Raw genomic sequence first — 23961 nt, forward strand, 5'->3', positions numbered from 1 at the left:
CCGGCCTGGGAGTTCTGGCGTGGGCTAGGCCTCTTCCGATGCGGAGTCCGGCCGCTTGTTCAATGGCGCACGGCTGAATGTATTGTTCACGTGCACGAGCCGCGTCAGCATCTCCATGAATTTATCGCGGTCCTGCGGGGCAAGGGGTTCAAGGATGCGGGCGTCGCTGACGTCAAGCCTCGGCAGAATCTTGTTCAACACGTCGATGCCGGCACTTGTGATGTTCAACACGTTGGTGCGGCGGTCCTCGCGCGAGCGGTCTCGTGTGACGAATCCTTTCTCGACGAGCCGATCGAGTACCTTGACAATGGTTGTCCGATCGATGGCGATCCGGTCACTCAACGTGACTTGGTCTATTCCCGGCAGTTCCCGGATCATATTCAGAGCGGCGAATTGCACGTTCGTCAGTCCGAGGTCGCCCGCCTCCTCGATAAAGAGCGCAACGGAAATTTGGTTGAGGCGCCGGACCAGATGCCCTGGCCGGCCATAGAAGTTCTCGAGGGACATAAGAAATCCTCTGTGATTGCTCGCGCTTAGAAAGTTGGTTGTCAATTAATCAGCATAGCGCCTATCGGTGATTCCTGCAATTTTTGGCTGCATCTTCCTAAAATAAATGGTAGATATATCATATGTACACCAATTAAAATCAGGTAGGAGGAAATGCTGTGACGAAGCTCAAAATCACGCTGGCTGCGGGAGCCTACGACCGGTTGGCGGCACTTGCCGACGGGACGGTTCAGGCAGACGGGATCGATCTCAATTTTCTGGCCATGGGCCCGGAAGAGATGTTCTTCCGTATGATGCGACACCGCGAATTCGATGTGTCTGAAATGTCGATGTCGTCCTACGTGGTATCGCTTACATGGGACGAACCGCCCTTCATCGCGATCCCGGTATTCCCATCCCGCTTCTTCCGCCACTCCGGTATCTACATCTCGACAAAGAGCGGTATTCGCGATCCGCGCGACCTGATCGGCAAGCGCATCGGTGCGCCGGAGTACCAGCTCTCGGCGCCTGTTTGGATCCGAGGCATCCTGTCCGACGACTACGGCGTCGACGCGCGCAGTGTCACGCATTTTACGGGTGGCATAGAAGCGCCGGGCCGTAAGGAAAAAATCAAGATCGACCTGCCTGCAGACATCTCGGTTACTCCGATCGGGACTGAGCAAACCCTGGCCAGGATGCTGGTCGACGGAGAAATCGATGCGCTCGTGTCGCCGCGCGCACCATCGACGTTCTTCTCACGACCGGATGCGGTGGCCCGACTGTTTCCCGACTTCGGCTCGGCGGAGCGCGATTACTTCCGCCGCACGAGGATTTTCCCAATGATGCATACCGTCGTCATCCGTCGCGACGTGTATCAGGCGAACCGGTGGATCGCACAGTCGCTGCAAAAGGCCTTCACGGCATCGCAGAAGCTGATTTACGATCAACTCGGAGATGCGCCCGCGTTGCCCGTCATGCTGCCTTGGCTGATGAGCCATGTCGAAGAGACGAAGCGCGAGATGGGGGACGCGTGGTGGCCTTACGGATTGGCTGGCAATCGGCAAGCGTTGGAGACATTCCTGCGCTACCATCATGAGCAGGGGCTGTCGCGGCGACTTGTTGCAGTGGACGAGCTTTTCGCGCCCGAGACGCTGGAAGCAGCATCCGTTTGAGCCGACCTACAAGCCCGTACGTTCCGGCGCGTGCCGGATCGTGCGGGCCGCTTGCTAAGGATAAATCTGAGTCCCGCGAAAAGCCGTGGCCCACAGAGGCAGCGTCATCACCCGGATTGTTACTTTCAGTCGATCCTTCCCAAGGCTGCGTGATCGTTCGACAACAGATGGCGGCGTTCGAGGATCGTGGCGAAGAATTGGGCAGCGAACATCATGACAGGCGAGTGAACGAACCATCAAACCGAGTGGAGTTCGGTGAAGATCGGCGGCGCCGTCACGCCGCCGATCCTACCCGCCGGCTGCTCAAATCCTATCCGACCAACGCGGAGAGTGGCGCCTACGGATGAGATTGCTTCGGCCCATGTGGCATCGGCCGTTTGCAGACAGGATTGACTGCAGCTACGCTCCTGCCTTCAGATCTTGTGCACGGAAGCCTGCGAGCTTGCGGTAGTTCTCCTGCCATTCGACCAATTCCTCCTGGGAAATGACGTCGTCGATCTTGGCGAAAGGCCGGCCGCCGGTCCTCTCCTCGACCACACGCAGAATGGCGTCGGGTGCCTGACCGCGGTTGGCCATGACGACGGACGAGGTTGCCGGCAGACGCTTGGCCTCATAGGCTCTGAGCGCGTCCCGGGGGTCTGTGCCGGCGGCCAGTTCCGCTGCAAGCGTGTTGGCGTCGATGATCGCCTGGGCTGATCCGTTGGAACCGCGCGGCATCATCGGGTGTGCCGCATCGCCAAGCAGCGTTATGCGCCCCTCGGTCCAATGGCTAAGTGGATCCTGATCGATCATCGGATATTCGAGGATGACCTTGGCACCGCGCAGCACACCCGGCACGTCGAGGAAGTCGAATTTCATGTGCTCGAAATGCTTGATGAACTCTTCGACATTGCTGGTCTTGTTCCAGTCACGGGTCAGCAGATCATCGCGCGAGATTTCGACGACCCAGTTGATCAACTGGTTCCCTTCATCATCTACATTGTCTCGCATGGGATAGATGATCAGCTTGCCGGTTTCGTAGGTGCCGAAATAGAGCATGGAGCGGCCGGTCAGGAATGGTTTCCAGACGGTCGAACCGCGGTACTGCGTCGTACCTTCGTACCGCGGTTTGGCTTCCTTGGGGTGCATTGTGCTACGCGTGACGGAGTTCACGCCATCGCAGGCGATCGCGATGGCACCGCGAACGGATGGCAGGGGCTCGCCGGTCAGGGTATCGATGAAATGCGCGATGGCACCCGTTTCGTTCTGATCCAGCATGACGTTCCTGTGTCCGAGCACGATCGCGTCTTGGCCCATTCGCTCGTAGACGGCCTCGGACAACACCTGATGCAGGTCGGCTCGATGGATAGAGATCTGCGGAACTTCGTATCCGGCGGCGCGGCCTCGAGGCTCGCGGTAAACCAGTTGGCCGTGACGGGTGTAGAAACAGTATTCGCCGGTCTCGATACCCTTGGCGAGAAGCCTTTGGACGAGTCCCAATTTATCCAGTTCCTTGATGGCGTGCGGCAATAGGTTGAGGCCGACACCCAGCGGCTTGAAGGCCGGAGCCGCTTCATAGACCCGACACGTAATGCCGGCCTTGTGGAGCGCCAGAGCCATGGTGAGCCCGCCGATGCCGGCTCCGATCACGAGAACTTCCATATTTTTCGACATAAATCCTCCTTGAGCGCAGGCCCGTTTCCACCGAGCCAGCGCACGCGCCTACCATCGCTGTCCACCGAGGCCGCTCCCCACGGCCCCGATGACACTCTCGCTGTCAGTCTTGAGCTTTCTCCTCGCGAAGATGGCCGATTCGCTTCGTGAGTTCGCGGTCGGTCATCAGGAATAACGTCGCTGGAGCGCCGGTCGAGCTGTGTTCGATCCACTGCCAACGGGGCAGGGTGAAGACGTCGTTTTTCTTCCAAGTAAAGGTTCGTTCGCCGATCCTGGTCTCACCTTCGCCTTCGATAACAACGGCCATTGCGGTTGCTGTGCTACGGGCAGGGGTAGTGCGAACGCCATCGTCGAGCCTCAGCGCGTAGCAATCGATGGTAGGCATCACTGGGCCGCCATCGACCGGGTTGGTATAGCGGACCAGGCGGGATCCGTCCCTGGCGGGGATCAGTGCGCTCAGGGCTTGCGAAACCTGGCTCCACGGATATCGAAACAGCGGCGAGTAGGGCACGGCATCCTTGTCGCCGTCAGGCAGCACCCCTGCAACGGACAATGCTTCGTCGGCCATGTTGGCAAGCCCGCGATCCGGGATCGGTCCTGGTCCGACCTCGAAGAACACCGTGCCGTAGAAGCGTGAGAGCGGATAGTCTAGGCCATCGAACCACACCATCCGCTTCGTGCCGTTGTGCCGATGCTCGTGCCAGGCCCAGGCGGGCGTCAGTATGAGATCGCCCGGGATCATCGGGCACACCTTGCCGTCGGTGATCGTTTCGGCGCCATCGCCTTCCATGACCAGCCGGAGCGCGGCCAGGGTGTGGCGATGCGCGTGCGCAGATTCGCCAGGCTCGAGCACCTGCAGCGCGCCGGACAGGGTCGGCGTGGTAAAGACGGTTCCAGGGAACGCCGGGTGGCAGAACAGTAGCGCGCGTCGCTCCGCTTCCTCCATGCTCACTTCATTGCATGCCCGCTCGACGAGTTTTTCCATTACCTCCCAAGGCCATATCATCGGCTCGTAGTACTGCGGCTCGCGGGTGTTCAGCGTTTTGTAGCGATCCCACAGTGGTTGGACGTGGTGTTCGGCAAGCGCCTCAACGAGCCCGGCCTGCTGCGATGGTGTCGGGTTTGCGACATTGGCTGTCATATCATCTTCCTCCCTGGAAATGCGGTGCGCATATAATTTCACACTTGCAATGTAGGCCTATTATCAGTATACCAATCAATAGTCAACCGCCGAAAACGAGAGCGATCCCGTTGTGGGGGTGGAGGTGAGGCGATGTGCAGGAGTATTAGTATCTGCTTATGGCCAAGGAGGAGGAAGGCATGAATGTTCGCGTCGCGGCGATCGGCGTCAGCCATTGGCACGCTCTCTACGATCCCGCTTACCTAAGGCAGCTTCAAAGAATGGATGGTGTGGAGATCGCGGCCATCCAGGACGACGATTTCGGCATCGCCGCGCGCCGGGGCGCTGAGGTGAGCTGTCTGAGGGTCTATTCAGACTACAAGGATATGTTGGCAGAAACGCGCCCGGATTTCGTTCTGGCGCTCGGCCGCCACGATCGCATGGCCGCCGTGGCGCACCACCTGCTCGACAACGGCTATCCCTTCCTGATGGAAAAGCCGATGGGACTGAACGCCACCGAAGTGGCTGGCATCGCTGAAAAAGCAAGGGAGCTGAACGGCTATGCCGCCATCCCGATGCCGCTGCGCCTTTCCCCTTTCTTCCTGAAAGCGCGGGAACTGGCTACCGAAGATCGCTTCGGTCGCCTCAGTCATCTCTACGTGCGCATGAACCGCTTCTCCTCGGCCCGCTACGTGGCGTGGGATTCTCCGTGGATGCTCGATCCCGAGGCTTCCGGGGGAGGCGCCCTGCGCAATCTCGGCACACACGGGTTCGATCTGTTTCACGCGCTGACCGGCGAGGAGGTGGAGGTGATTGGCGCGCAGATCAGCGCCCGCGCGCTCGGCGAAAAGGTCGAGGACTATGCCTCGGTTCTGTTCCGCTCCGAAAGCGGCGTCCTCGGCACGCTGGAGGTCGGCAATGCCTTTCCGCGCCTGACCACTGAGGGCATCAAGGCCGGGGGCACCGACAAGCTGCTGGACGGGGCCGATGGTGAAATGAAGATCTGTGGTTCCGATGCGATGCTTACCGCCAAGGACGGTCAGCTGAAACTGGTCTCCGCCCGCAGCGAAGAAGTCATGCCGGGTCTGCCGGATGGCAATCCGTCCCACCGCATCCTGGAAGAGGCGCTTTCCCGATGGAAGAGCGGGCAGGCGCCCGCCGTCAGCGTCTTCGACTGCCTGCGCGCGGTCAAACTTGCCGACGATGCCTATCGCCTGGCCGGCGCCAAGAAATGAGATCGGACATGCGACCGCTGGGAGGAGCATCGGCCGGTCGCGCTCGTCCACATGCATGAGGAGGAAAACATGCGTATTCGTGGAATAAATCAGACCGAATGGTTTGCGGGAGGACTCGTTTCCGCAGTGGGCCTTTTCTCTCTATGGGAGGCGTTCCGCTATCCGATGGGGACACTCCACCGCATGGGGCCAGGTTTCTATCCGGCCGTCATCGCGCTTGCGATCTTCTGTTTCGGCCTCGGCATCATCTTCTTCGAGGGCCGCCTCAAGGGCGCGCTACCGCCCGACACGCCGCACGTGCGCGGCATTGTCACCGTGCTGCCGGCAATCGCCGTCTTCGCGGCCCTTATCGAAAATGCCGGCATGATGCCGGCGGTTTTCGCCTCGGTGATGGTATCGACGCGCGCCGAACCGGAATTGTCGGTGCGCAACGCGATGCTGCTGGCGATCGCACTGTCGGTCTTCGCCACCCTGGTATTCGTCTACGGGCTTAGCGTGCCCGTCCAGGCAATCGGTCGGAGCTGAAGGCGATGGATTTCTGGAACAATATCCTGTTCGGCCTGCAATTCGCGGTCACCCCGGAAGCGTTGCTATACTGCACGCTCGGCGTCGCGCTTGGCACACTCATCGGCGTCTTGCCCGGCATAGGCGCAATGTCGACCATCGCTTTGCTCTTGCCAATCACCTTCCATCTCCAGCCGGCCACCGGACTGATCATGCTCGCGGGCATCTTCTACGGTTCGGCCTATGGCGGTTCGACCGCGTCGATCCTGCTCAACCTGCCCGGCACTCCAATGGCGGCCGTCACCTGTCTTGACGGTTATCCGATGACATGCGCCGGTCGCGGCGGCGTTGCCCTGTTCATGACCGCCATCGCCTCCTTCGTCGGCTCCATCGTTGGCATGGTCATCCTCGTGACGCTCGCGCCGCCCTTGGCAGATATCGCCCTGCAATTCAGCTCGGCGGAGTATTTCGGCCTGATGCTGATGGGCCTCGTCGCTTCGGCCTTGTTTGCAACGGCCGCGCCATTCCGTTCCTTTGCAATGATTGCACTCGGCCTGCTCTTCGGCGTGTTCGGAACCGACGTGTCCAGCGGTGAGGTCCGTTTCGCCTTCGGCATGCCCGACCTCTATGACGGTGTCAGCCTTGTCGCCATGGCGCTCGGCCTGTTCGGCGTGCCGGAGATCATTCGCAATGCGGGTAGCCTGAACCGTCGCGTCATCGGCGCCAAGGACATCACCCTGCGCTCGATGATCCCGACGCGCGACGATATCCGTCGGTCGATTTGGCCGATTTGCCGCGGCACCTTTATTGGCAGCATCTTCGGAGCGTTGCCGGGCGCCGGCGGCACGGCGGCGACCTTCCTCAGCTACGGACTTGAAAAGCGTATTTCCAAGACGCCGGAGCGTTTCGGCCACGGTGCCATAGAAGGCATCGTCGCGCCCGAGGCCGCCAACAACTCCAATGTCCAGACGGCCTTCATCCCGACGCTCACGCTCGGCATCCCCGGCGACGCGGTAATGGCGCTGATGCTGGCCACTCTGATGGTTCACAACGTCGTGCCAGGTCCTCAGCTTCTTACAGAGCACCCGGAAGTGTTCTGGGGCCTGTCCATGAGCTTCCTTATCGGCAACATCCTTCTGCTCATCCTCAACGTGCCAATGATCGGCGTGTGGGTGCGACTTGTGACGGTACCTTACAAATATCTGATGCCGGCGATCGTCGTGTTCATCTGCATCGGTGTTTACACGATCCGCAATTCGGTCTTCGACATCGGCCAGGTGCTATTCTTCGGCGCCATGGGCTATGGGCTGAGGCTTCTGCGCTTCGAGGTTGCCCCGATCCTTCTCGGCCTCGTTCTCGGACCGATGATGGAAGAGCATCTGCGCAAGGAGATGCTGATCTCCAAGGGCAGCTTCATGAGCTTCCTGGACCGGCCTATCAGCGCCTCGATCCTGGCGATCACGGCTAGCATGTTTCTGTTCCAAGCCTTCAGCACCCTGCGCAAGAAGCGTGCGATGAGGAGAGCAGCAGCAGCGGCCTCGGCAATTTCGTGAGGAGAACCGCCATGCACGGTTTGGCCACTCCCGACCGCAGCCTCGGAATGGGACCTGTCCGGCGCGTCGCCGTGCCGGCGGTCTCCTTTGGCCAGCATGCCGGTCTGGTCGCGCATCTGAGGACGCTCTATCCGGATGCGCGCGTCAACACCGAAGGGGTGACTGTCTACCGCTCGGAAGAGGATACGATCGCCTATCTCGCCGATTGCGAGGCGGCGATCGTATCATTCGAACCCATCAACGACCGCGTGCTCTCGGCACTTCCCGCGTTACGCGTCGTTTCAAAGCTTGGCGTCGGTCTAGACAAGATCGAACCCGCGGCGATGAAGCGCCATGGCGTGCGTATTGGCTGGACGCCGGGCATCAACAAACGCTCGGTGGCGGAACTGGCATTCTGCATGGCGCTGATGGCGCTGCGCCATGTCGGCGCCTGCAACCTCGCCATGCGTGCCGGAGAGCGTCCGCTGCAGCGCATAGGACGCCAGCTCTCCGGGCGGGTGGTCGGCGTGCACGGTGTGGGCGAGATCGGGCAGGAATTCATCCGGCTCCTGAAACCCTTCGGCTGCGAAATCCTGGGCAACGACATCAGGGATCGCTCAGCCTTCTACGACGAGCACGGCGTACGCGCTGTTTCCTTCGACGAACTGCTGGAGCGTTCGGAAGTCCTGTCGATCCATCTTCAAGTCACCGACAAGACCCGCTGGCTCTACACCGCTGAAGTGCTCGATCGCCTCCGGCCGGATTGCGTGCTGATCAACACCGCCCGCGGCCGCATCATCGACGAGGCAGCGTTGCGTGATCGGCTGGCCGACGGGCGCATCGCTGCGGCCGGCATCGATGCTTTCGCGGTGGAGCCGCCCGAGGACGATGTCCTCCTTGGCCTGCCGAACTTCATTGCGACGCCGCATATCGGCGCCGGATCGGAGGAAGCACGATGGACGATGGGCATGACCGCTATCCAAGGCTTTGCCGACAACTTCATCCCGGAACCGGGCGTTTTCCCGTTCGAGGACCGTTAGCGAATGGAGATCAACTTGACCGAACCCTGTTTTGATATCGCCCATCTTGCCCATGTCGAACTGTTTACCGACCAACCCGAGAAGAGCCTTGATTTTTTCGTCAACGTTTACGGGCTGACCGAGAGTGGCCGCGAAGGCGACAGCGTCTATCTGCGCGGCTGGGACGATTACGAGTTCCATTCGCTCAAGCTGACGACGGCCAAAACGACCGGCGTCGGCCACATCGCTTATCGCTGCACCAGCGAGGCGGCATTGCAGCGCCGCGTGACAGCGATCGAAGCGCTTGGCGCCGGTATCGGCTGGACCGAAGGCGATCTCGGCCATGGCCGCGCTTATCGCTTTTGCGATCCAGACAATCATGTATTCGAGATCTATTACGATACGCGCCGCTACGAACCACCGGCATCCGAGGCCCCGGCACTCAAGAACCTTGCGCAGCGCTTCCATGGGCGTGGCGCTGCCGTGCGCCGCATCGACCACGTCAACCTGCTTGCCTCCGACGTCAAGGCAATCCGCGACTTCATTCCGAAGGCCCTCGGCAGTCGCATCACCGAGCAGATCGTCTTTGGCGAGGACGATGTGATGGGCTGCTGGTTCACGGTCAACAACAAGACCTATGACCTCGCCTATACCGGCGATCATACCGGGACGAAAGGCCGCTTCCACCATGTCACCTATGCCGTCGATAGCCGCGAGGAAGTGCTGCGGGCGGCCGACATCTTCCTGGAGAATGGAGTGTTCATCGAGACCGGCCCGCACAAGCACGCAGTCCAGGGCACTTTTTTTCTCTACGTCTACGAACCGGCGGGGAACCGCGTCGAAGTGGCCAACGCCGGCGCACGCCTCGTTCTGGCGCCCGATTGGCAGCCGGTTATCTGGAACGAAGCGGAGCGCCGGAAGGGCCAGGCCTGGGGGCTCAAAACCATCGAGAGCTTTCATACCCATGGCACCCCGCCGGTGGCCGAACATTGATCGCAAGCTAGGGACAGGATCATGACCAAGAAAACCGCGCTGGTCGTCAGCGCTCATTCCGCCGATTTCGTCTGGCGCTGCGGCGGCGCCATCGCGCTGCATCAGCAGCTTGAGTACGACGTGACCGTCGTGTGCCTGTCATACGGCGAACGCGGCGAGAGCGCGAAGCTTTGGAAGAAGCCGGAGATGACGCTTGAGAAAGTCAAGGCCGAGCGCCGCAAGGAGGCCGAGAACGCCGCGCGCGCGCTCGATGTGCATGATATCCGGTTTTTCGATCTCGGTGATTATCCACTTGAAATGGACCGCGCCGCCAAGGACCAACTGATCGATGTCATCCGCGCGGTGCAGCCGGATTTCATGCTCAGCCACTCGCAATACGACCCCTACAATACCGACCATATGTACGCGACCAGCGTCGCACTGGAATGCCGGATGATTGCCCAGGCCTGGGGGCACAATCCAGGCGAAAAAGTGCTCGGCGCTCCGCAGCTCTACCTGTTCGAGCCGCACCAGACGGAGCAGATGAACTGGAAACCGGATGTCTTCCTCGACATCACACCGGTTTGGGAAAAGAAGCGCGCGGCGATCGAATGCATGCTCGGCCAGGAGCATCTGTGGGAATACTACACCCGTGTCGCCGAGAACCGCGCCAACCACTTCACCCGCAACTCCGGTGGCCAATCGGGCGGGCGTGCCGCGAAATACGCCGAAGGCTTCCAGTCCGTATTCCCGCGCACGGTGGATCAACTCTGATGCCGGTCGTCGTCCAGAACATCGAGCGCACGTCGCTCCAACTTGTCGATGGCCTCGCCAAATCAGGGGTCTCGACCGTGCATGAGGCACAAGGCCGTGTCGGCCTGATGCAGAGCTTCATGCGCCCGATCTATCCCGGCGGGCGAATTGCAGGAAACGCGGTCACCGTCTCCGTTGCACCGGCCGACAATACCATGATCCATGTGGCCGTCGAGCAGGCACGGGCAGGGGACATCCTGGTCGTCGCACCGACATCGCCTTCCGACGCCGGCTATTTTGGCGAGCTTTTCGCGACGGCGCTCAAGGAGCGCGGCGTCCGTGGCCTCATCATCGAGGCGGGCTGCCGCGACATCCGTGAACTGCAGGAAATGGGCTTCCCCGTCTGGTCCCGCTATATTTCCTCGCAGGGCACGGTCAAGGAGACGCTGGGAGACGTGAATGTCCCCATCGTCTGCGCGGGAACACTGGTGAACCCCGGCGACGTGATCGTCGCCGACGACGACGGCGTCTGCGTTGTGCCACGGCACACGGCCGGTGACGTGCTCGCCGCCGCCCATGCGCGCGAAGAGAAGGAGGCGAATAACCGAGCTCGCTTCATCGCGGGGGAGCTCGGTCTCGATGTCTACGGCATGCGCGAAAAACTCTCGGCAAAGGGGCTCAAATATGTCTGACGGTCTGCCTTGCATGTGGATGCGCGGCGGCACCTCGAAAGGGGCGTTCTTCCTCGCGAAAGATCTGCCGCCCGACCCACAGGCCCGCGATGCGCTCCTTCTCCACGTCATGGGTTCACCCGACGCGCGCCAGATAGACGGTATAGGCGGCGCGAACCCGCTGACGTCGAAGGTCGCTGTGGTCCGGAAGTCAATTCGGGAAGACGTCGATATCGACTATCTGTTTCTGCAGGTCTTTGTCGAGCAAGCTGTCGTCACCGACGCCCAGCCCTGCGGCAATATTCTGGCGGCTGTCGCTCCTTTCGCCATCGAACGCGGATTGGTCGCTGCGACCGGGACCGAAACGCAGGTGACAATCCTTATGGAAAACACCGGTGAAGTGGCGACGGCGACCGTTCTCACGCAGGGAGGAAAGCCGATCTATGTGGGCAATGCGGCCATCAGCGGCGTGCCGGGCACGGCGGCGCCGATTCCGCTCGTGTTCCGGGATATCGCGGGGTCCAGCTGTGGCGCGCTGCTGCCGACTGGAAATGCGGTCGATACGATCGACGGTATCGAGGTCACGTTGATCGACAACGGCATGCCCGTTGTGGTGCTCGCCGCCGCCGACATGGGTATTTCCGGCGAGGAGACGCCGGCCGAACTCGACACCAACGAGACCCTCAAGGTGCGGCTCGAGAAAATCCGCCTGAAAGCCGGTCCCTTGATGAACCTAGGAGACGTTGCACTGAAATCAGTCCCCAAGATGACCTTGGTCGCCCATTCCCAAGCCGGCTACGCGCTCACCACCCGGACCTTCATCCCGCACCGCTGTCACGCCGCCATCGGCGTCTTTGGCGCAGTCAGTGTCGCGTCCGCGGCCCTTTTGCCCGGCTCGCCGGCAAATCGGGTTGCCGTCATTCCCGATGGCGTGATGAAGACGATCGCAGTCGGGCATCCGGAAGGCGAGACTTCGGTCATTCTGGAAATAGACGCCGGAACTGTCCGGAGCGCGGCCATATTGCGCACGGCCCGCAAGCTGTTCGATGGCCGGGTCTATTGAGGATTGCGCCAGGCTCTACATCGCCTTTGGCTCTCAAGTCTCAGCACGGGCGATGGCAGAGGTGGTTCGGTTTGTCTGAACAGTTTTGGGCGTTTCGCTAACCGCCTCGATTATGCCGCCCCCATCATTGGTGCCAGCGCGTTGAAGTAGGCCTGACTTGGCGTCTGCCGGTCACGGGATGAATGTGGGCGTCGGCTATTGTAAAAGGTCAGATATCTGCCAATGCCGACGCAGGCCTCGGACACGGTCTTGTAGGAGTGGAGGTAGACTTCCTCGTACTTGATCGAACGCCAGAGCCGTTCGACGAACACGTTGTCCCGCCACGCACCCTTGCCATCCATCGAGATGGCGATTTCGGCCTTCTTCAACACCGCGGTGAAGTCGATGGAGGTGAACTGCGAGCCACCGCTCACAGCGCGATCCTTGCCTTTTCGATGAACGGGGAGTCGTTGACGCGCGATCACGCCAGCCGCCCCATATGGTCTTGACATACAATGCACAGCTGTGCAGAAAGCTTGAGATGTGATAATAGCGGTGGGGGCGTGAAATTGGATTCCAACAGTCTTGAATCGCGGGCGATCTTCTTGCGAAGTCTCATTCGAGCGGCTGGCGAAATCGTGATGCAAGGCTTCGGCGCCTCAAGACAGATAGAGATCAAGGGGCCGCAGGACTATCTCACGGAAACCGACGCTTTATGCGAAACGTTCATCCGTCAGCAACTGGCGGCAGAATATCCTGAAGACGCCTTCTTCGGCGAGGAAACCGGAGGCCAGTCGGGTGACAATATCTGGGTCGTCGATCCAATTGATGGTACGGCGAATTTTGCTCGCAACATTCCCCATTTCTGCGTTTCCATAGCGTTCGTGTCGCAAGGGAGGACGGAAATTGGTGCCATCTACAATCCGGCGCTGAACGAGATGTATTTCGCGCGGCGTGGGTCGGGGGCGACCTTGAATGATCGACCCATCCAGACTGCTCAGACGCCCGCGCCTCAAGTCGCCTCGATCGAGTTCGGCTGGTCAGCGCGCGTCCCAAACGCCAGCTACATGACGATCCTCGATGCCTTGCTCTACACCGGTTTCAATGCCCGAAGAGCGGGATCTGGGGCGCTTGGGCTGGCCTATGTCGCAGATGGACGAAGTGACGGTTATGCCGAAATCCATATGAATAGCTGGGACTGTTTGGCCGGGCTCTTGCTGGTGGAGGAGGCGGGCGGACGGGTCTGCCCGTTTTTGGATCTTGGCACGCTGGAGGCCGGAGGTCCGGTTCTCGCATCTGCCCCTCGGATCTCGGCGGTACTGAGCAATGTGACCGGGATAGTGCTCGCGGAGCGTGAGGATGTTATTCAGGGCGAAGGTCGAATTGAGATGGGGCAGGCCATCTAGAAGTCGTCATCCGCGTCTAGGTGTCTCCTGGTGACAAGGGTGGAGCGCGGCCTGTGGGAACCGTGGTTTGGCTACTTTTGCACGGCCCACAAAAAAGCTGTTCAGCTAACTCTTTGCGAAAGCCAACCGGCTTTCGCCGAGCGATTGCTCGTGTCCAGCGCGAACGGGAAGGTCACGAGATCATATTGCTGGGCATTGTGGTTTTGCTCTTGCGCACTGAAGAAGTTGATGTTTTGATGTGATTGCACGGCTGTGCAAAGAGAGTGTCCAGCGGACCTTGGGAGGGGACTATGGGTGGATTTCTGGAAATTGCTGAAACGCGCGTTCGCTACGGCGAAGTGGAAGTCCTAAAGGGGATCAATCTCTCAGTTGCCAAGGGCGAGTTCGTTGCACTGCTCGGTTCATCGGGGTGCGGCAAGACCACGCTTTTACGCACGATCGCCGGCTTCAATGCGCCAACGAGCGGCGCGATAAGGGTCGGTGGCCGCGACGTAACCCGACAGCCGCCGGACAAGCGGGGCATGGCTCTGGTGTTTCAGTCCTATGCCCTGTGGCCGCATATGACGGTCGACCAGAATATCGGCTACGGGCTCAAGCTCAGGCGGGCGCCGAATGCAGCGGCGGCAGCGCGTGTGGCGGAGATGAAAGCGCTTTTGGGCCTGGATGCGCTCGGTCAGCGTAAACCGGCCGCTCTTTCGGGAGGTCAGCGCCAACGTGTGGCACTGGGTCGGGCATTGGCTATCAATCCCGAGATTCTGTTGCTCGACGAACCGCTATCCAATCTTGATGCTCGCATCCGGCTGACAGTCCGCCATGAGATCAGTGCCTTGCAACGTCGGCTCGGTATCACAGCGGTGCACGTCACCCATGATCGCGAGGAAGCCATGGTTATGGCTGACCGGATCGTCATCATGAACGGCGGCGATCTCGCGCAGGCTGGAACGCCGCAGGAGGTCTACAACCGTCCCGAGTCCGACTTCGTTGCCGCCTTCATGGGCGCGGAAAATATCATCGACCTTGATGTCCACGTGAGTGGCGACCGGATCGAGGTCGCCGAAGGGCCGCACAATGGCGCCGCATCCCTTTCGGCCAGGGGCCGTACTGCTGCCAGTGGCAGGGCCATTGCTAGGTTCCGCAGCGAGGCCATTGATCTGGCGCCCGCAGATGACACGGCTCTCACCGCATCTACAGGTTCACTGGCGCTGAAGGGTATCGTTGAGCAATCCAGCTATCCGGGCGGAACGTGGCGGCATGTCGTCATGCTCGGTTCGAGCAAGCTGATCGTTGATGCGGAGCGACCATTTGAAACCGGAAGCACCGTTCTTGTGCGTGTACCAGAGGATGCACTGTTCATATTCGCCCGAACCTAGTGTGACGGCGTGCGGGGAGGCGGGAGGCCTCCACAGGGCGGGGGCGGCCTTCCTGGCCTCTTCCGCTGCAGGTGAGGCGCCAGCATTCAGCGCTCATCTGAGAGACGCGGTCTTCGTGGTGCGAACTGTCGATCGCGAGAAATACTGAACTGACTATCACACATTGGGAGGTTTTTGTGATGAGAGCATTTCTTAGTGCGGCGGCTGTGCTTGCCGTAACCACCTCGTCGTCAATGGCGGCAGAGCTGACAGTGATCACTGCCGGCGATCAGAACATGGTTGACTACATCAACGAGTACCTCGGTCCGCTGTTTGAAGCGCAAAACCCCGGCAATACCGTGCGCGCTGTCGGCACCGGACCGGGAGATGCCGGCTCGCAGAAGATTCTTGAACGCTTCGAGGCTCAGTCGAAGGCAGGAACGCAGACCTGGGACGCGGACGTTGCGGTGGTTCACGAAAAGTTTGCCGGACCGATCGTCGAACAAGGGTATCTGGAGAATTATCGGGGCAAGATCGCAAGTGGCGCACTCGTGACGCGTGGCAATGCCAAGATGGCGCTCGGTGCGAATGTCGACGGCTTCGTTATGCCTATGTTCAACAGCCAGACAGCGCTCGCCTACAACCCTGCTCTCGTTGCCAACCCACCGAAGAGCTACGAAGAACTGGTAACGTGGGCCAAGGAAAATCCCAAGCAGTTCGGGTACAACGGCATCAAGGGGGGTGCCTCTGGCGTCAGCTTCGTCATGGGCTGGGTCTATGCTTTCAGCGGCGACGCTGACAAGTTGATCAACGGTCCCTTTGATGAGGCGGAGGGAGCCAAATGGTCCGATGCCTTCGCCAAGCTCAAGGATTTCTCCACCAACGCAACGCTCACCCCCGGCAACGCCGGGACGCTCGACATGTTGAGCCGTGGCGAGATCGCCATCGGCCCGGTTTGGGTCGACATGTTCTATTCCTGGAAGGCCAGCGGCCAGCTGCCGCCGGAAATGAAGCTGGTGCTTCCGTCCCCCGGTATGCCGGGCCAGCCGATGCACTATGTCATCCCGGCCAAAAGCCCGAACAAGGAGCTGGCCGAAAAGTTCGTCGATCTCGCCACGAGCCCGAAGGTTCAGGCCGAAGGAATCGTGAAGCGCTTCAACTGGTATCCCGGCATCGATGCCAAGCATGTGGAAGCCGAACTCGACAAGGAGACATGGGCCAAGCTGTTCACCGACATTTCGCCCGAGGATCTCGCCGCAAACGGCAAGGCGTTCCCGATCGCATCCTACAACAAGGCGATCCTGGAAGCCTACGAGCGTCAGGTCGGCAACTGATCCAGCGGGCGTCGCGGCTCACCAGCCGCGACGCCTTTCACTTTATCCGCCGGTGATCCTTTCTTGGAGCGCCGCGCAGTCGCAACCGGGTGACCACATGCCGATCCACATCATTGGTCTTCTTCTCGTCGCGCCGACGCTTGCCGTCGTGCTGCTGCTGTTCATCGTTCCGCTTTTCAGTTCGATCACGGGCGCGTTTGATGTGGCCGGCAGCTTCGGACTGGGCAATTTCGTCAAGGCGTTCGAACTCTATAGCGGCGACGTGCTGTTTACCCTCGTCATTGTCACGCTCTCATCGGCCCTGATCGGCCTCATGTCGGTGGCGATCGGTGGTTACCTCACACTTGGTTCGAACCCGCGCGCCGTGGCTATTCTTCGGTGGCTCTATCGATGGCCGCTGTTCGTTCCTTTCATCGTCGTCGGTCAGGTGCTGCGCACATTTCTCGCCAAGAACGGCTTGATGAACAGCATGCTGGTCGAAAGCGGGGTCCTCTCCGCATCGCAGACGATGAGCTTCCTCGACTGGCGCGGCATCGTCATCGCCTTTGTCTGGAAGCAGACGCCATTCGTCACCCTGCTGCTGGCTGGGGCCATGGCTTCGCTCGACCGATCGACGATCGAGTCTGCCCGAAACCTCGGCGCTGGGCGTTTCCGCATACTTGTGGAGATCATCCTGCCGCAGGTGCTGCCGACATTGATGGTGGGGCTTATTCTGAGTTTCGTCACCATGATGTCGGTGCTGTCCGTGCCGATGATGATCAATGCGCAGTCGCCGACCATGATCACTGCGAACATGGCTTTCCGGATCAACGCCTACGGCGATTACGGCGTGGCCAATGCGCTCGGTGTGATTTCCCTGTTGACAACCAGTGTCGTCGCCTGGGTCTACCTCAGGCAAACAATGAAGGAGCACCGCTGATGGAGCGCCGCTTCGATCTCTATTGGATTCCTCGTGGCCTCGGTCTGGGATTGCTTGCATTCGCAATCTTCGGACCGCTGACGAACCTGCTGCTTTGGGCGGTCGCCGAGCGGTGGTATTTTCCCCACGCGCTGCCGCTGCAATATGGCTTTTCTTACTGGGTGAATGTCTTTTCGCCGCGGGGCAACGCGACGACGTCGCTGATCATGAGCGTCGTCATAGCATCGCTCACGGTCATCGTTTCCATCGGCCTTGCCATCCCGGCCGGCTACGCGCTCGCAAGGCTCAGGTTGCCGTTTCGGGGCCTGATCTTGCTGATCCTCCTGATCCCTCAAGCCTTCCCCAACCTGCCGGTCTACGTCAACATTGCCCGCATCTTCTATCAGATCGGATTGAACGGCACGGTGCTCGGGGTCGTTCTGGTGCATGTCACGCACGGGCTTGTCTATGCAGTCTGGATTGCGACGGCTGCCTTTTCCGCCATTGACAGAGAGCTGGAGGAGGCGGCCCGTTCGATGGGGGCGTCGGCGTTGAGAGGTTTTTTCGATGTGACGCTTCCGATCGCCGCACCCGGCTTGCTGGCCAGCGCCATCTTCGTCTTCCTGGAATCACTCGACGAGTTCACCGGCACCTATTTCGTCGGTGCACCGGATATTTCTACCCTGCCGCTTCTGCTCTATACCGCCGGTTCCGGTGGCAATTATCAGATAGCTTCGATCACCGCCCTCATCTTGCTGGTGCCGTCAATCGCGTTCATGTTCGTGGTTGAGCGTTTCCTCAGGGCGGACGTGCTGTCGAAGGTGGGGCGATGAATCAGGGAAGCGATGGCGCGGAGGAAGACGATCTTCCGCGCTACATCAGCGCGCACGAGGTGGCGGAAAGGGCCGGCGTTTCCCGTTCCGCGGTGTCACGAACGTTCACCCACGGAGCGAGCGTATCGAAAGCGACGCGGGAAAAGGTCATGAAGGCGGCCGAAGAGCTCGGCTATCAGGTCAACGACCTGGCGCGCGGCCTGCTTGCAAACCGCAGCCAGCTCGTCGGCATGATTGCTTCCGACCCGGAGACGCCATTTCGGACCCTTCAGATTTCGGCGCTGTCGCGACAGCTGGTCGAGCGCGGTCGTGTCCCGGTGCTCATCCCGACCGATACGTCCGAGACGGCCTCACAAGCCTCGCATGCGACGCTGTTGCGTTACCGGGCGGAGGCCACGATCGTTCTCTCCGGCATGCCCTCGAAGGCTTTTATCGAACTCGCACAACGCAATGGGCAACCGCTTATTGCGGTTGGCCGCAACGAGGAGGGGCCTGATCACGTGCGCGTCAACAATGCGCGGGCGGCGGAAACGGCGGTGCAAGTCTTCGCTGCGCGCGGTATGCGCCGTATCGGTCTTGTTACATCGCATGTCGGCAGTCCGAACCTAATCGAGCGAGAGCGCGCCTATATTCAGCGCGCTGGCGAACTCGGCCTTGAGATCATCGTCGAACGTGCTGACCGAACCGACTATGACGGCGGCTATCTCGCAGCATCCTCCTTGTTGGCTCGGGCCGTCGAAGGTGCATTCTGCGTCAACGACCTCATGGCTTTCGGTTTGATCGACTATGCCCGAAACGTGCTCGGCGTTTCGGTCCCTAATGATCTCTCTGTGATCGGATTCGACGACGTACCCGAGGCGCGGTGGGGAGCGTATCGACTGACGACTTTCCAACAGGATGCCGATAGATTGGCGTCTGAGATCATCCGCGTGCTTGAGGCGCGTTTGAGAGACCCGGGGGCGCCATCGATCGTCAGCCAGCTCGATCTACCGCTGATCTTCCGCAACACGGTCAAACCGCTCGAGAATGGGCGAACTATTGGCTGAACAACGGTATTCCTAGGAACTGATTTGCATGAGCGATTTCCATTCCATTTGGCTGATGCCTGCCGCAGACGATCTCGACTACTTCCGCGACATCGTGACCAGCCTTGGTGCGCAGTTCGAAACGGAGGTCTTCGTCCCGCATCTCACTCTCATGGAGGACATGCCGCGAGGAAGCGATGAGCTCGCTCGATTGGTTGACCGAGTGGTCTCGGGGCGCGCTACCTTTACGTGCCCTGTCGCCGACATCGTCGGCACGACGATGTTCTACCGATCGCTCTACGCAGCCTTTGCCAGGCATTCAGACCTGCTGGCATTGAAGGCGTGTGCTGTCGAGGTTTTCGGCCAAGGGGACATCGCGTCTTTTACTCCGCATATATCTCTCGCCTATGGCGTTCCACCCGGCGAAGCGAAGGATGCGACCATCGCAACACTTTCGCGCACGATGACCGGCCGCAGGGTCACGTTCAATTCCGTCGTTGTCGCTGCGTCGGCGCAGAGCATCCCAATTGCGGATTGGACGGTCACCTCACGGCATGCGCTGCAATCCTGCGCCTGAGACAGGATTGTAGCATTGACCAATCCTCCACTAACTCAGGGAAACGGGCTGGCCGGCGTGCCGAGTGCACTGACAACGGCATCCCTGCCTTTGAGAGCATGGCGCATGCTGTTTAGTCGCGGGCATCGCCGACGGCGAGCTTTGCGCCCTTCAGACCACGTCTCTTGTCGGAGGAACGCACGAACGCGGTGACATCATGTCCTCGCGCCAGCGTCTGGCTGACGATTAAACGGCCAGTCATGTCAGTTGCTCCAAGAACCAGGATCTTTGAGTGATGCGGCACGATATCGGTTACGGTATTAGTCATAGCTTCATTCCTCTTTTAAGGCGAGAGCCCCTCAAGAGGGAGTCCCGTTTCTTCGGCTTCTGGTGAAGGTCAGAGCCTGCCCTCTCCGAGCAGTTGGTGGGTCCGCTTCAGCGTCGACAAAAGAGCGGTCTTGTAGCCCTTGTCGCCGTCCATCCAGGCCTGTTCGGCCTGCTCTTCAGGGCCATTCGGCTCCTTGCCGCGCAGGCCGATATAGCAATAAAACCGAAGTTGAAGCGCGCCGGCTTCGTCCTCGAACAGCTCATTGACGATCGCGCCTTCGCGTGGACCGGTGACCTGGAAAAAGGTAACTTTGCTTTCCGGCTCGAAGGTGATGATTTCTCGCAGATCCTGACCTGAGATCGTGACTTCACGTATGATATGCGTCGCGCATTCCTCCACGACCTCGCAGCGGGTGCAGAGATTGGCTGGAAGAAACTCGCGGGCGTCGCGAGCCTTCATTACCAGGCCAGCCCATGCCTGCGAGCGGGTCAGCGCGGTTTCGCCAACCGGATTGACCGGTATAGTTGCCGTTGAATAGATCATAGTCGGTTTCCTCATTGTAAGGTTGCGTGCTGCGCCGTGTTATTAGGCCGAAGCTGTAATTTCAGAGACGAAGTCGCGATAGGAGCGGAGTGGACGCCCGAGAAGTGAGGTCAGACGCTCGACATCGCCAGCCTCAGGGAGCATTCCGTCGCTGAGAAAGCGCTCGCTCATCAAGCGCATATCGTAGGCCGGCCATCCAGTTTGGCATGAAGTTTCTGAGGTTCTGCTCAAACCCGATGGTGTCATCGCCACCATAGGCGATCGGGCGAGCCAGCACCTCCGACCAGATGGCGGCTACGGCCCCACCGGTCAGCGTATCCGGACCGACGAGATTGATCCGGCTGAGCGGGAGGGGCAGGGTCGCTTGCTCGCGGCGGATCAGCTCGAAGGCTTCGATCTCGCCGATATCGCGCGCGTCGATCATAGCAAGCCCTTTGCTGCCGATTAGCATCGGGTAGACACTGTGTTCGAGGATGACGTCCTTGATCGTCAGATCGTTGTTGATGAAGTAGGCGGGTCGCAAGATGGTAGCATTGAAACTCATCTGCTCGATCATCCGCTCGACGCCGAACTTGCCTGCAAAGTGCGGCACGTTCAGATAAAGGTCGCTATGGATCACCGACAGATAGACGATCCGCTCAATGCCTGCCTCGCGGGCAAGGTTGAGCGCGATCAGCGCCTGGGTAAATTCATCCGGGACCACGGCATTGAGCAGGAACAGGGTGGACACATCAGAGAACGCATTGTGTAGAGAGTCTACATCCAGCAGGTCGCCCTGCACGACGGCGACACCTGCCGGAAAGTTGGCTTTTGCCGGATCGCGGACAAGAGCGCGCACATCGGCGCCACGCTTGGCGAGCTGTTCGACGGCCTGGCGGCCGACTGTGCCGGTAGCGCCGGTAACAAGGATGGTCATGAGATCTCTCCGGGTTGGGTTGGAAGACAACCCGAATATGTGTGGTTCACAGGCGGCCCGATAGATTCTATATTTGGACAGATAGTCTCACTGGTGGAACACATGGACCTCCTTGCCCTTGCTGATTTCAATCTTGTCGCACGCCATGGTGGGTTCGGACGCGCCGCTCGCGCCACCGGCCGCCCAAAGGCCACCCTTTCCCGCCGGGTTGCGGAACTTGAGAGCAGCCTTGATTTGCGTCTGTTCGAACGCGGAGCGCGCGCGTTGAAACTCACCCAGGAAGGACGTGCGCTTTACGAGCGGACGGGAATGCTGCTGACTGAGATCGATGAGACGGCAGCGGCGATCGCTTCAGGTGGGGAGAAGCCGCGAGGCAGGTTGCGGATCAGCGCTCCTCTGCTCTTTTCACAGACCGCCATGGGGAAGCTGGCCGCCACCTTCGCGCTAAAGTATCCGGAGGTCCGACTTGAGGTGACAACGGAAGACCGGATCGTCGACATGGTGGAGGAAGGTTATGACTTGGTGATCCGGGTCAATCCCGATCCAGATGAAAGCCTGATTGGGCGAATCTTTCTGCGCGATCGGCTCGTCGTCGTGGCAAGCCCCGGTCTGGTTCGACCAGCGGACGATACCGATGTTCCAGCTGTTGTGCGTGGAGCCGTCGGTCCGATTTCAACTTGGGAAGTTGTAACGCCAACCGGAAAATCGGACTTCGTGGTCGATCCCGTCCTGTCCCTGTCGTCGCTCGTTATGGTCCGTGACGCGGTCCTGGCGGGCGTCGGCGCCGGACGTTTGCCTGTCTCCCTTGTCAGTCAAGATCTCGCAGCCGGCAGGCTTATCCATTGGGGCGATGTCGAAGCGTCAGAGATCGCGCTGTGGATACTTTATCCATCGCGTCGGCTGCTGAGCGCCCGTGTATCCGCCTTCCTCGACTGCCTAAACAAAGCCTTTCCTAAAGGGACGCCAGACGAGTTGGCCGCTTATACCCGTTGAAATTAGGCGGGATGGTCAAGCGCTTTGGAGGCGCTTGCACACTGTCTTCATGAAGACCGCGTCCTCTACTAGCCCTTTCACATCTACTCGAACTTGCGGTGTCAATTTTTACCGAAATCCGTTCGACTCACTTGGCGACGTGAATGTTCCCATCGTCTGTGCGGGAGTGCTCGTAAGCCCCGACGACGATGGCGTCTGCGTGGTCAAGAGACTGGCAGCCAATGAAGTGCTGGCGGCTGCCCTTGTACGACACCATCCGCACTATGGCTCATTGCGACGAAGCGATCCCGCACAATATCGACGCGACCGGCGGGACCACGGATGTTGCCTTCAAGGAAGTCATCGAAGTCACGGTGCTCCAACAGCGCGCGAAATTGGCCGGCTATGAACTCCCGAACGTCGTCCTCTGTTGTGGTGATTTCGCCGATGAGGCTTTCTCTTCCGTCGACGATAAGAAGGATGTCTTCTGCATCCCGGCTCATGAAAAGATCATCGTTTCCGCGCCCGGCAAAGGCTTCGAGCTTTGTCGCCAGAAACAGCGCCGGCGTCAGCACCTGAATGGATAGGTCTTCTGAAAGCTGATGCTTCGTCGCCGTTTCGATGCCTTTCGCGTACCAGCGATTGCTGAAGCCGAGGATCTCTTCGTCGTCGGGCATGAAATCGACTTTGAGAGCACCAAGACGCATCCGGCATATCACCTCCTCGTCAGCCGCCTCCATAAAACCGCGCTGTCGAAGCTCTTCCTGAAGGTGTGCCCATGCCGCTTGGCCTGTCAGATCAACGATTAGATCAATGTCATCGGTGGCGCGAACATCCTCGAGCGTTACGGGATCGGTGATGAATAGCGCAGTAGTACAGCCGCCGACGAAGACCAGGCGCTCACGCAGATCCTCGCCAAGTGCGGCTGCAACGGCTTTGAGCATTTCTAGCAATTGAGCGCGGATCGCTGTCATTTACTCATGATCTTCGACTTGAGTTGATCGGTGGCGAGACCGACTTCCCGCTGGTTGCCGAGCCTTATCGCATCAACCAGTGCCAGGTACTCATAAAGTCGCTCGTCTTTCAAAGCGGCCTCCGGCACGCTTTTGAAAAGGGGATCGACCGCTTGACCCATCTCTCGTCCAGCGGAGTAGGGCCAGACGTAGTTATAGGTCCCGCCGCTGACGAGAAGCTCTTGAAGCATCGGCGCAGCAAACGCGGTGGGGACGCCGCGTTGTATCGGCCCTACCTGTGCGGGAAACACGAACCTAATGCCATGGGTGATGAACTCGAAAAGGTTTCGCCGATGTGGCCTTGGTTCATTGGTGCGACTATCTTTCCGCGCGATCCCGGAAGCGACGCTTCTTTTGATCGACTGTGCGATTTCGGTTTTGCTGATCCCGAGCAGAGCTTCAAGATTTCGCACCGAATAAGGGTCGCCCCCAAGAGATTCAGATCGCAGTTGATCTGTACCCTTTGTGAGTTCCTGGTCTTGCAGGCTAAGTAGCTTCAGCAGGACGATTATGTCTTGGCTCTTCATGGTGACTGTCCTCTGTCCTAGGACTGAGGACACTAAACACGAACCTCCCGCCTTGTCAAAGCCAGAGTTGCCGAGAGATTTTAAGCATTCAAATAGGGCGCG

23 protein-coding genes and 4 pseudogenes are annotated in these 23961 nt (G+C 59.8%); 18 read left to right on the forward strand and 9 right to left on the reverse strand.

The window, feature by feature from the left end:
* Window positions 1–24: 24 nt before the first annotated feature.
* A complete protein-coding gene (locus ABIE33_RS17990; protein WP_429127539.1) occupies window positions 25–507 on the reverse strand; it encodes a MarR family winged helix-turn-helix transcriptional regulator in 483 nt (160 codons plus the stop codon).
* 158 nt (window positions 508–665) lie between these two features.
* On the opposite strand from ABIE33_RS17990, the gene ABIE33_RS17995 reads away from it, so the two are divergent.
* Window positions 666–1658, forward strand: a complete 993-nt coding sequence (locus ABIE33_RS17995; protein WP_429127542.1) for an ABC transporter substrate-binding protein — start codon at window positions 666–668, stop codon at window positions 1656–1658.
* Between the two features lie 399 nt (window positions 1659–2057).
* Here ABIE33_RS17995 and ABIE33_RS18000 read toward each other — a convergent pair whose 3' ends face one another.
* Both ABIE33_RS18000 and ABIE33_RS18005 read right to left on the reverse strand, forming a co-directional pair.
* Window positions 2058–3311, reverse strand: a complete 1254-nt coding sequence (locus tag ABIE33_RS18000) for a flavin-dependent oxidoreductase (RefSeq protein WP_429127545.1) — start codon at window positions 3309–3311, stop codon at window positions 2058–2060.
* A 103-nt stretch (window positions 3312–3414) separates the two neighbouring features.
* Entirely contained in the window at window positions 3415–4452 is a 1038-nt protein-coding gene (locus ABIE33_RS18005; protein ID WP_429127547.1) for a cupin domain-containing protein, read from the reverse strand.
* A gap of 179 nt (window positions 4453–4631) precedes the next feature.
* On the opposite strand from ABIE33_RS18005, the gene ABIE33_RS18010 reads away from it, so the two are divergent.
* The 8 genes from ABIE33_RS18010 (at window position 4632) to ABIE33_RS18045 (ending at window position 12180) form a co-directional block, all read left to right on the forward strand.
* Window positions 4632–5666 (forward strand): Gfo/Idh/MocA family protein, encoded by a 1035-nt coding sequence (locus ABIE33_RS18010; RefSeq protein ID WP_429127549.1) that lies wholly within the window; start codon window positions 4632–4634, stop codon window positions 5664–5666.
* A 69-nt stretch (window positions 5667–5735) separates the two neighbouring features.
* Window positions 5736–6191: a tripartite tricarboxylate transporter TctB family protein gene (locus tag ABIE33_RS18015; protein ID WP_429127552.1), complete on the forward strand. Its 456-nt coding sequence runs from the start codon at window positions 5736–5738 to the stop codon at window positions 6189–6191.
* A gap of 5 nt (window positions 6192–6196) precedes the next feature.
* On the forward strand, window positions 6197–7723 hold the full coding sequence (locus tag ABIE33_RS18020; protein ID WP_429127555.1) for a tripartite tricarboxylate transporter permease: 1527 nt from the start codon (window positions 6197–6199) through the stop codon (window positions 7721–7723).
* 11 nt (window positions 7724–7734) lie between these two features.
* Window positions 7735–8742 carry an NAD(P)-dependent oxidoreductase gene (locus ABIE33_RS18025; protein ID WP_429127558.1) on the forward strand — a complete coding sequence of 336 codons (1008 nt, stop codon included), beginning with the start codon at window positions 7735–7737 and terminating at the stop codon, window positions 8740–8742.
* 3 nt (window positions 8743–8745) lie between these two features.
* Window positions 8746–9714 (forward strand): VOC family protein, encoded by a 969-nt coding sequence (locus ABIE33_RS18030; RefSeq protein ID WP_429127561.1) that lies wholly within the window; start codon window positions 8746–8748, stop codon window positions 9712–9714.
* A 21-nt stretch (window positions 9715–9735) separates the two neighbouring features.
* Complete coding sequence (locus ABIE33_RS18035) at window positions 9736–10467, forward strand: PIG-L deacetylase family protein (RefSeq protein ID WP_429127563.1); 732 nt, start codon at window positions 9736–9738, stop codon at window positions 10465–10467.
* A complete protein-coding gene (locus ABIE33_RS18040; protein ID WP_429127566.1) occupies window positions 10467–11138 on the forward strand; it encodes a 4-carboxy-4-hydroxy-2-oxoadipate aldolase/oxaloacetate decarboxylase in 672 nt (223 codons plus the stop codon). Before ABIE33_RS18035 ends, ABIE33_RS18040 begins: the two co-directional genes overlap by 1 nt.
* Window positions 11131–12180, forward strand: coding sequence for a 4-oxalomesaconate tautomerase (locus ABIE33_RS18045; protein WP_429127569.1), 1050 nt, complete (start codon window positions 11131–11133; stop codon window positions 12178–12180). Before ABIE33_RS18040 ends, ABIE33_RS18045 begins: the two co-directional genes overlap by 8 nt.
* Before the next feature lie 110 nt (window positions 12181–12290).
* Here the strand turns inward: ABIE33_RS18045 and ABIE33_RS18050 are convergent.
* A pseudogene (locus ABIE33_RS18050) lies at window positions 12291–12584 on the reverse strand (transposase); the annotation flags it as partial.
* 144 nt (window positions 12585–12728) lie between these two features.
* On the opposite strand from ABIE33_RS18050, the gene ABIE33_RS18055 reads away from it, so the two are divergent.
* The 7 genes from ABIE33_RS18055 (at window position 12729) to ABIE33_RS18085 (ending at window position 19581) form a co-directional block, all read left to right on the forward strand.
* Window positions 12729–13565: an inositol monophosphatase family protein gene (locus ABIE33_RS18055; protein WP_429127571.1), complete on the forward strand. Its 837-nt coding sequence runs from the start codon at window positions 12729–12731 to the stop codon at window positions 13563–13565.
* A gap of 290 nt (window positions 13566–13855) precedes the next feature.
* On the forward strand, window positions 13856–14935 hold the full coding sequence (locus ABIE33_RS18060) for an ABC transporter ATP-binding protein (RefSeq protein ID WP_429127574.1): 1080 nt from the start codon (window positions 13856–13858) through the stop codon (window positions 14933–14935).
* A 179-nt stretch (window positions 14936–15114) separates the two neighbouring features.
* Entirely contained in the window at window positions 15115–16248 is a 1134-nt protein-coding gene (locus ABIE33_RS18065; protein ID WP_429127575.1) for an extracellular solute-binding protein, read from the forward strand.
* Window positions 16249–16345: 97 nt separating this feature from the next.
* A complete protein-coding gene (locus tag ABIE33_RS18070) occupies window positions 16346–17167 on the forward strand; it encodes an ABC transporter permease (RefSeq protein WP_429127578.1) in 822 nt (273 codons plus the stop codon).
* Window positions 17167–17979 carry an ABC transporter permease gene (locus ABIE33_RS18075; RefSeq protein ID WP_429127581.1) on the forward strand — a complete coding sequence of 271 codons (813 nt, stop codon included), beginning with the start codon at window positions 17167–17169 and terminating at the stop codon, window positions 17977–17979. The genes ABIE33_RS18070 and ABIE33_RS18075 overlap by 1 nt, the downstream gene beginning before the upstream one ends.
* The gene (locus ABIE33_RS18080) at window positions 17976–19025 is read left to right on the forward strand and encodes a LacI family DNA-binding transcriptional regulator (RefSeq protein ID WP_429127583.1); all 1050 of its coding nucleotides are present in this window, start codon (window positions 17976–17978) and stop codon (window positions 19023–19025) included. The genes ABIE33_RS18075 and ABIE33_RS18080 overlap by 4 nt, the downstream gene beginning before the upstream one ends.
* Before the next feature lie 28 nt (window positions 19026–19053).
* The gene (locus tag ABIE33_RS18085) at window positions 19054–19581 is read left to right on the forward strand and encodes a haloacid dehalogenase (RefSeq protein WP_429127586.1); all 528 of its coding nucleotides are present in this window, start codon (window positions 19054–19056) and stop codon (window positions 19579–19581) included.
* Window positions 19582–19622: 41 nt separating this feature from the next.
* Here the strand turns inward: ABIE33_RS18085 and ABIE33_RS18090 are convergent.
* The 3 genes and pseudogenes from ABIE33_RS18090 to ABIE33_RS18100 all read right to left on the reverse strand — a co-directional run.
* A pseudogene (locus ABIE33_RS18090) lies at window positions 19623–19888 on the reverse strand (NAD(P)H-binding protein); the annotation flags it as partial.
* A gap of 69 nt (window positions 19889–19957) precedes the next feature.
* The gene (locus tag ABIE33_RS18095; RefSeq protein WP_429127587.1) at window positions 19958–20431 is read right to left on the reverse strand and encodes an AtaL-like protein; all 474 of its coding nucleotides are present in this window, start codon (window positions 20429–20431) and stop codon (window positions 19958–19960) included.
* Window positions 20432–20473: 42 nt separating this feature from the next.
* Window positions 20474–21347: pseudogene (locus ABIE33_RS18100) on the reverse strand (SDR family oxidoreductase).
* Window positions 21348–21449: 102 nt separating this feature from the next.
* Between ABIE33_RS18100 and ABIE33_RS18105 the strand changes: the two are divergent.
* Both ABIE33_RS18105 and ABIE33_RS18110 read left to right on the forward strand, forming a co-directional pair.
* Window positions 21450–22340, forward strand: a complete 891-nt coding sequence (locus tag ABIE33_RS18105) for a LysR family transcriptional regulator (RefSeq protein ID WP_429127590.1) — start codon at window positions 21450–21452, stop codon at window positions 22338–22340.
* Window positions 22341–22464: 124 nt separating this feature from the next.
* Window positions 22465–22581: pseudogene (locus tag ABIE33_RS18110) on the forward strand (4-carboxy-4-hydroxy-2-oxoadipate aldolase/oxaloacetate decarboxylase); the annotation flags it as partial.
* Here ABIE33_RS18110 and ABIE33_RS18115 read toward each other — a convergent pair.
* Both ABIE33_RS18115 and ABIE33_RS18120 read right to left on the reverse strand, forming a co-directional pair.
* The gene (locus tag ABIE33_RS18115; protein WP_429127592.1) at window positions 22544–23293 is read right to left on the reverse strand and encodes a hypothetical protein; all 750 of its coding nucleotides are present in this window, start codon (window positions 23291–23293) and stop codon (window positions 22544–22546) included. The pseudogene ABIE33_RS18110 and the gene ABIE33_RS18115 overlap by 38 nt on opposite strands.
* Complete coding sequence (locus ABIE33_RS18120; RefSeq protein ID WP_429127594.1) at window positions 23290–23859, reverse strand: hypothetical protein; 570 nt, start codon at window positions 23857–23859, stop codon at window positions 23290–23292. Before ABIE33_RS18120 ends, ABIE33_RS18115 begins: the two co-directional genes overlap by 4 nt.
* Window positions 23860–23961 lie beyond the last annotated feature (102 nt).

The sequence above is a fragment of the Ensifer sp. 4252 genome, from assembly GCF_050434565.1.
Classification (GTDB): domain Bacteria; phylum Pseudomonadota; class Alphaproteobacteria; order Rhizobiales; family Rhizobiaceae; genus Ensifer.

Bases quoted from the DNA above. Each gene is read 5' to 3' on its own strand.
- ABIE33_RS17990 (WP_429127539.1), bottom strand. From the start codon at position 507: ATGTCCCTCGAGAACTTCTATGGCCGGCCAGGGCATCTGGTCCGGCGC.
- ABIE33_RS18000 (WP_429127545.1), bottom strand. From the start codon at position 3,311: ATGTCGAAAAATATGGAAGTTCTCGTGATCGGAGCCGGCATCGGCGGG.
- ABIE33_RS18005 (WP_429127547.1), bottom strand. From the start codon at position 4,452: ATGACAGCCAATGTCGCAAACCCGACACCATCGCAGCAGGCCGGGCTC.
- ABIE33_RS18010 (WP_429127549.1), top strand. From the start codon at position 4,632: ATGAATGTTCGCGTCGCGGCGATCGGCGTCAGCCATTGGCACGCTCTC.
- ABIE33_RS18015 (WP_429127552.1), top strand. From the start codon at position 5,736: ATGCGTATTCGTGGAATAAATCAGACCGAATGGTTTGCGGGAGGACTC.
- ABIE33_RS18020 (WP_429127555.1), top strand. From the start codon at position 6,197: ATGGATTTCTGGAACAATATCCTGTTCGGCCTGCAATTCGCGGTCACC.
- ABIE33_RS18025 (WP_429127558.1), top strand. From the start codon at position 7,735: ATGCACGGTTTGGCCACTCCCGACCGCAGCCTCGGAATGGGACCTGTC.
- ABIE33_RS18030 (WP_429127561.1), top strand. From the start codon at position 8,746: ATGGAGATCAACTTGACCGAACCCTGTTTTGATATCGCCCATCTTGCC.
- ABIE33_RS18035 (WP_429127563.1), top strand. From the start codon at position 9,736: ATGACCAAGAAAACCGCGCTGGTCGTCAGCGCTCATTCCGCCGATTTC.
- ABIE33_RS18040 (WP_429127566.1), top strand. From the start codon at position 10,467: ATGCCGGTCGTCGTCCAGAACATCGAGCGCACGTCGCTCCAACTTGTC.
- ABIE33_RS18045 (WP_429127569.1), top strand. From the start codon at position 11,131: ATGTCTGACGGTCTGCCTTGCATGTGGATGCGCGGCGGCACCTCGAAA.
- ABIE33_RS18060 (WP_429127574.1), top strand. From the start codon at position 13,856: ATGGGTGGATTTCTGGAAATTGCTGAAACGCGCGTTCGCTACGGCGAA.
- ABIE33_RS18065 (WP_429127575.1), top strand. From the start codon at position 15,115: ATGAGAGCATTTCTTAGTGCGGCGGCTGTGCTTGCCGTAACCACCTCG.
- ABIE33_RS18070 (WP_429127578.1), top strand. From the start codon at position 16,346: ATGCCGATCCACATCATTGGTCTTCTTCTCGTCGCGCCGACGCTTGCC.
- ABIE33_RS18075 (WP_429127581.1), top strand. From the start codon at position 17,167: ATGGAGCGCCGCTTCGATCTCTATTGGATTCCTCGTGGCCTCGGTCTG.
- ABIE33_RS18080 (WP_429127583.1), top strand. From the start codon at position 17,976: ATGAATCAGGGAAGCGATGGCGCGGAGGAAGACGATCTTCCGCGCTAC.
- ABIE33_RS18085 (WP_429127586.1), top strand. From the start codon at position 19,054: ATGAGCGATTTCCATTCCATTTGGCTGATGCCTGCCGCAGACGATCTC.
- ABIE33_RS18095 (WP_429127587.1), bottom strand. From the start codon at position 20,431: ATGATCTATTCAACGGCAACTATACCGGTCAATCCGGTTGGCGAAACC.
- ABIE33_RS18105 (WP_429127590.1), top strand. From the start codon at position 21,450: ATGGACCTCCTTGCCCTTGCTGATTTCAATCTTGTCGCACGCCATGGT.
- ABIE33_RS18115 (WP_429127592.1), bottom strand. From the start codon at position 23,293: ATGACAGCGATCCGCGCTCAATTGCTAGAAATGCTCAAAGCCGTTGCA.
- ABIE33_RS18120 (WP_429127594.1), bottom strand. From the start codon at position 23,859: ATGAAGAGCCAAGACATAATCGTCCTGCTGAAGCTACTTAGCCTGCAA.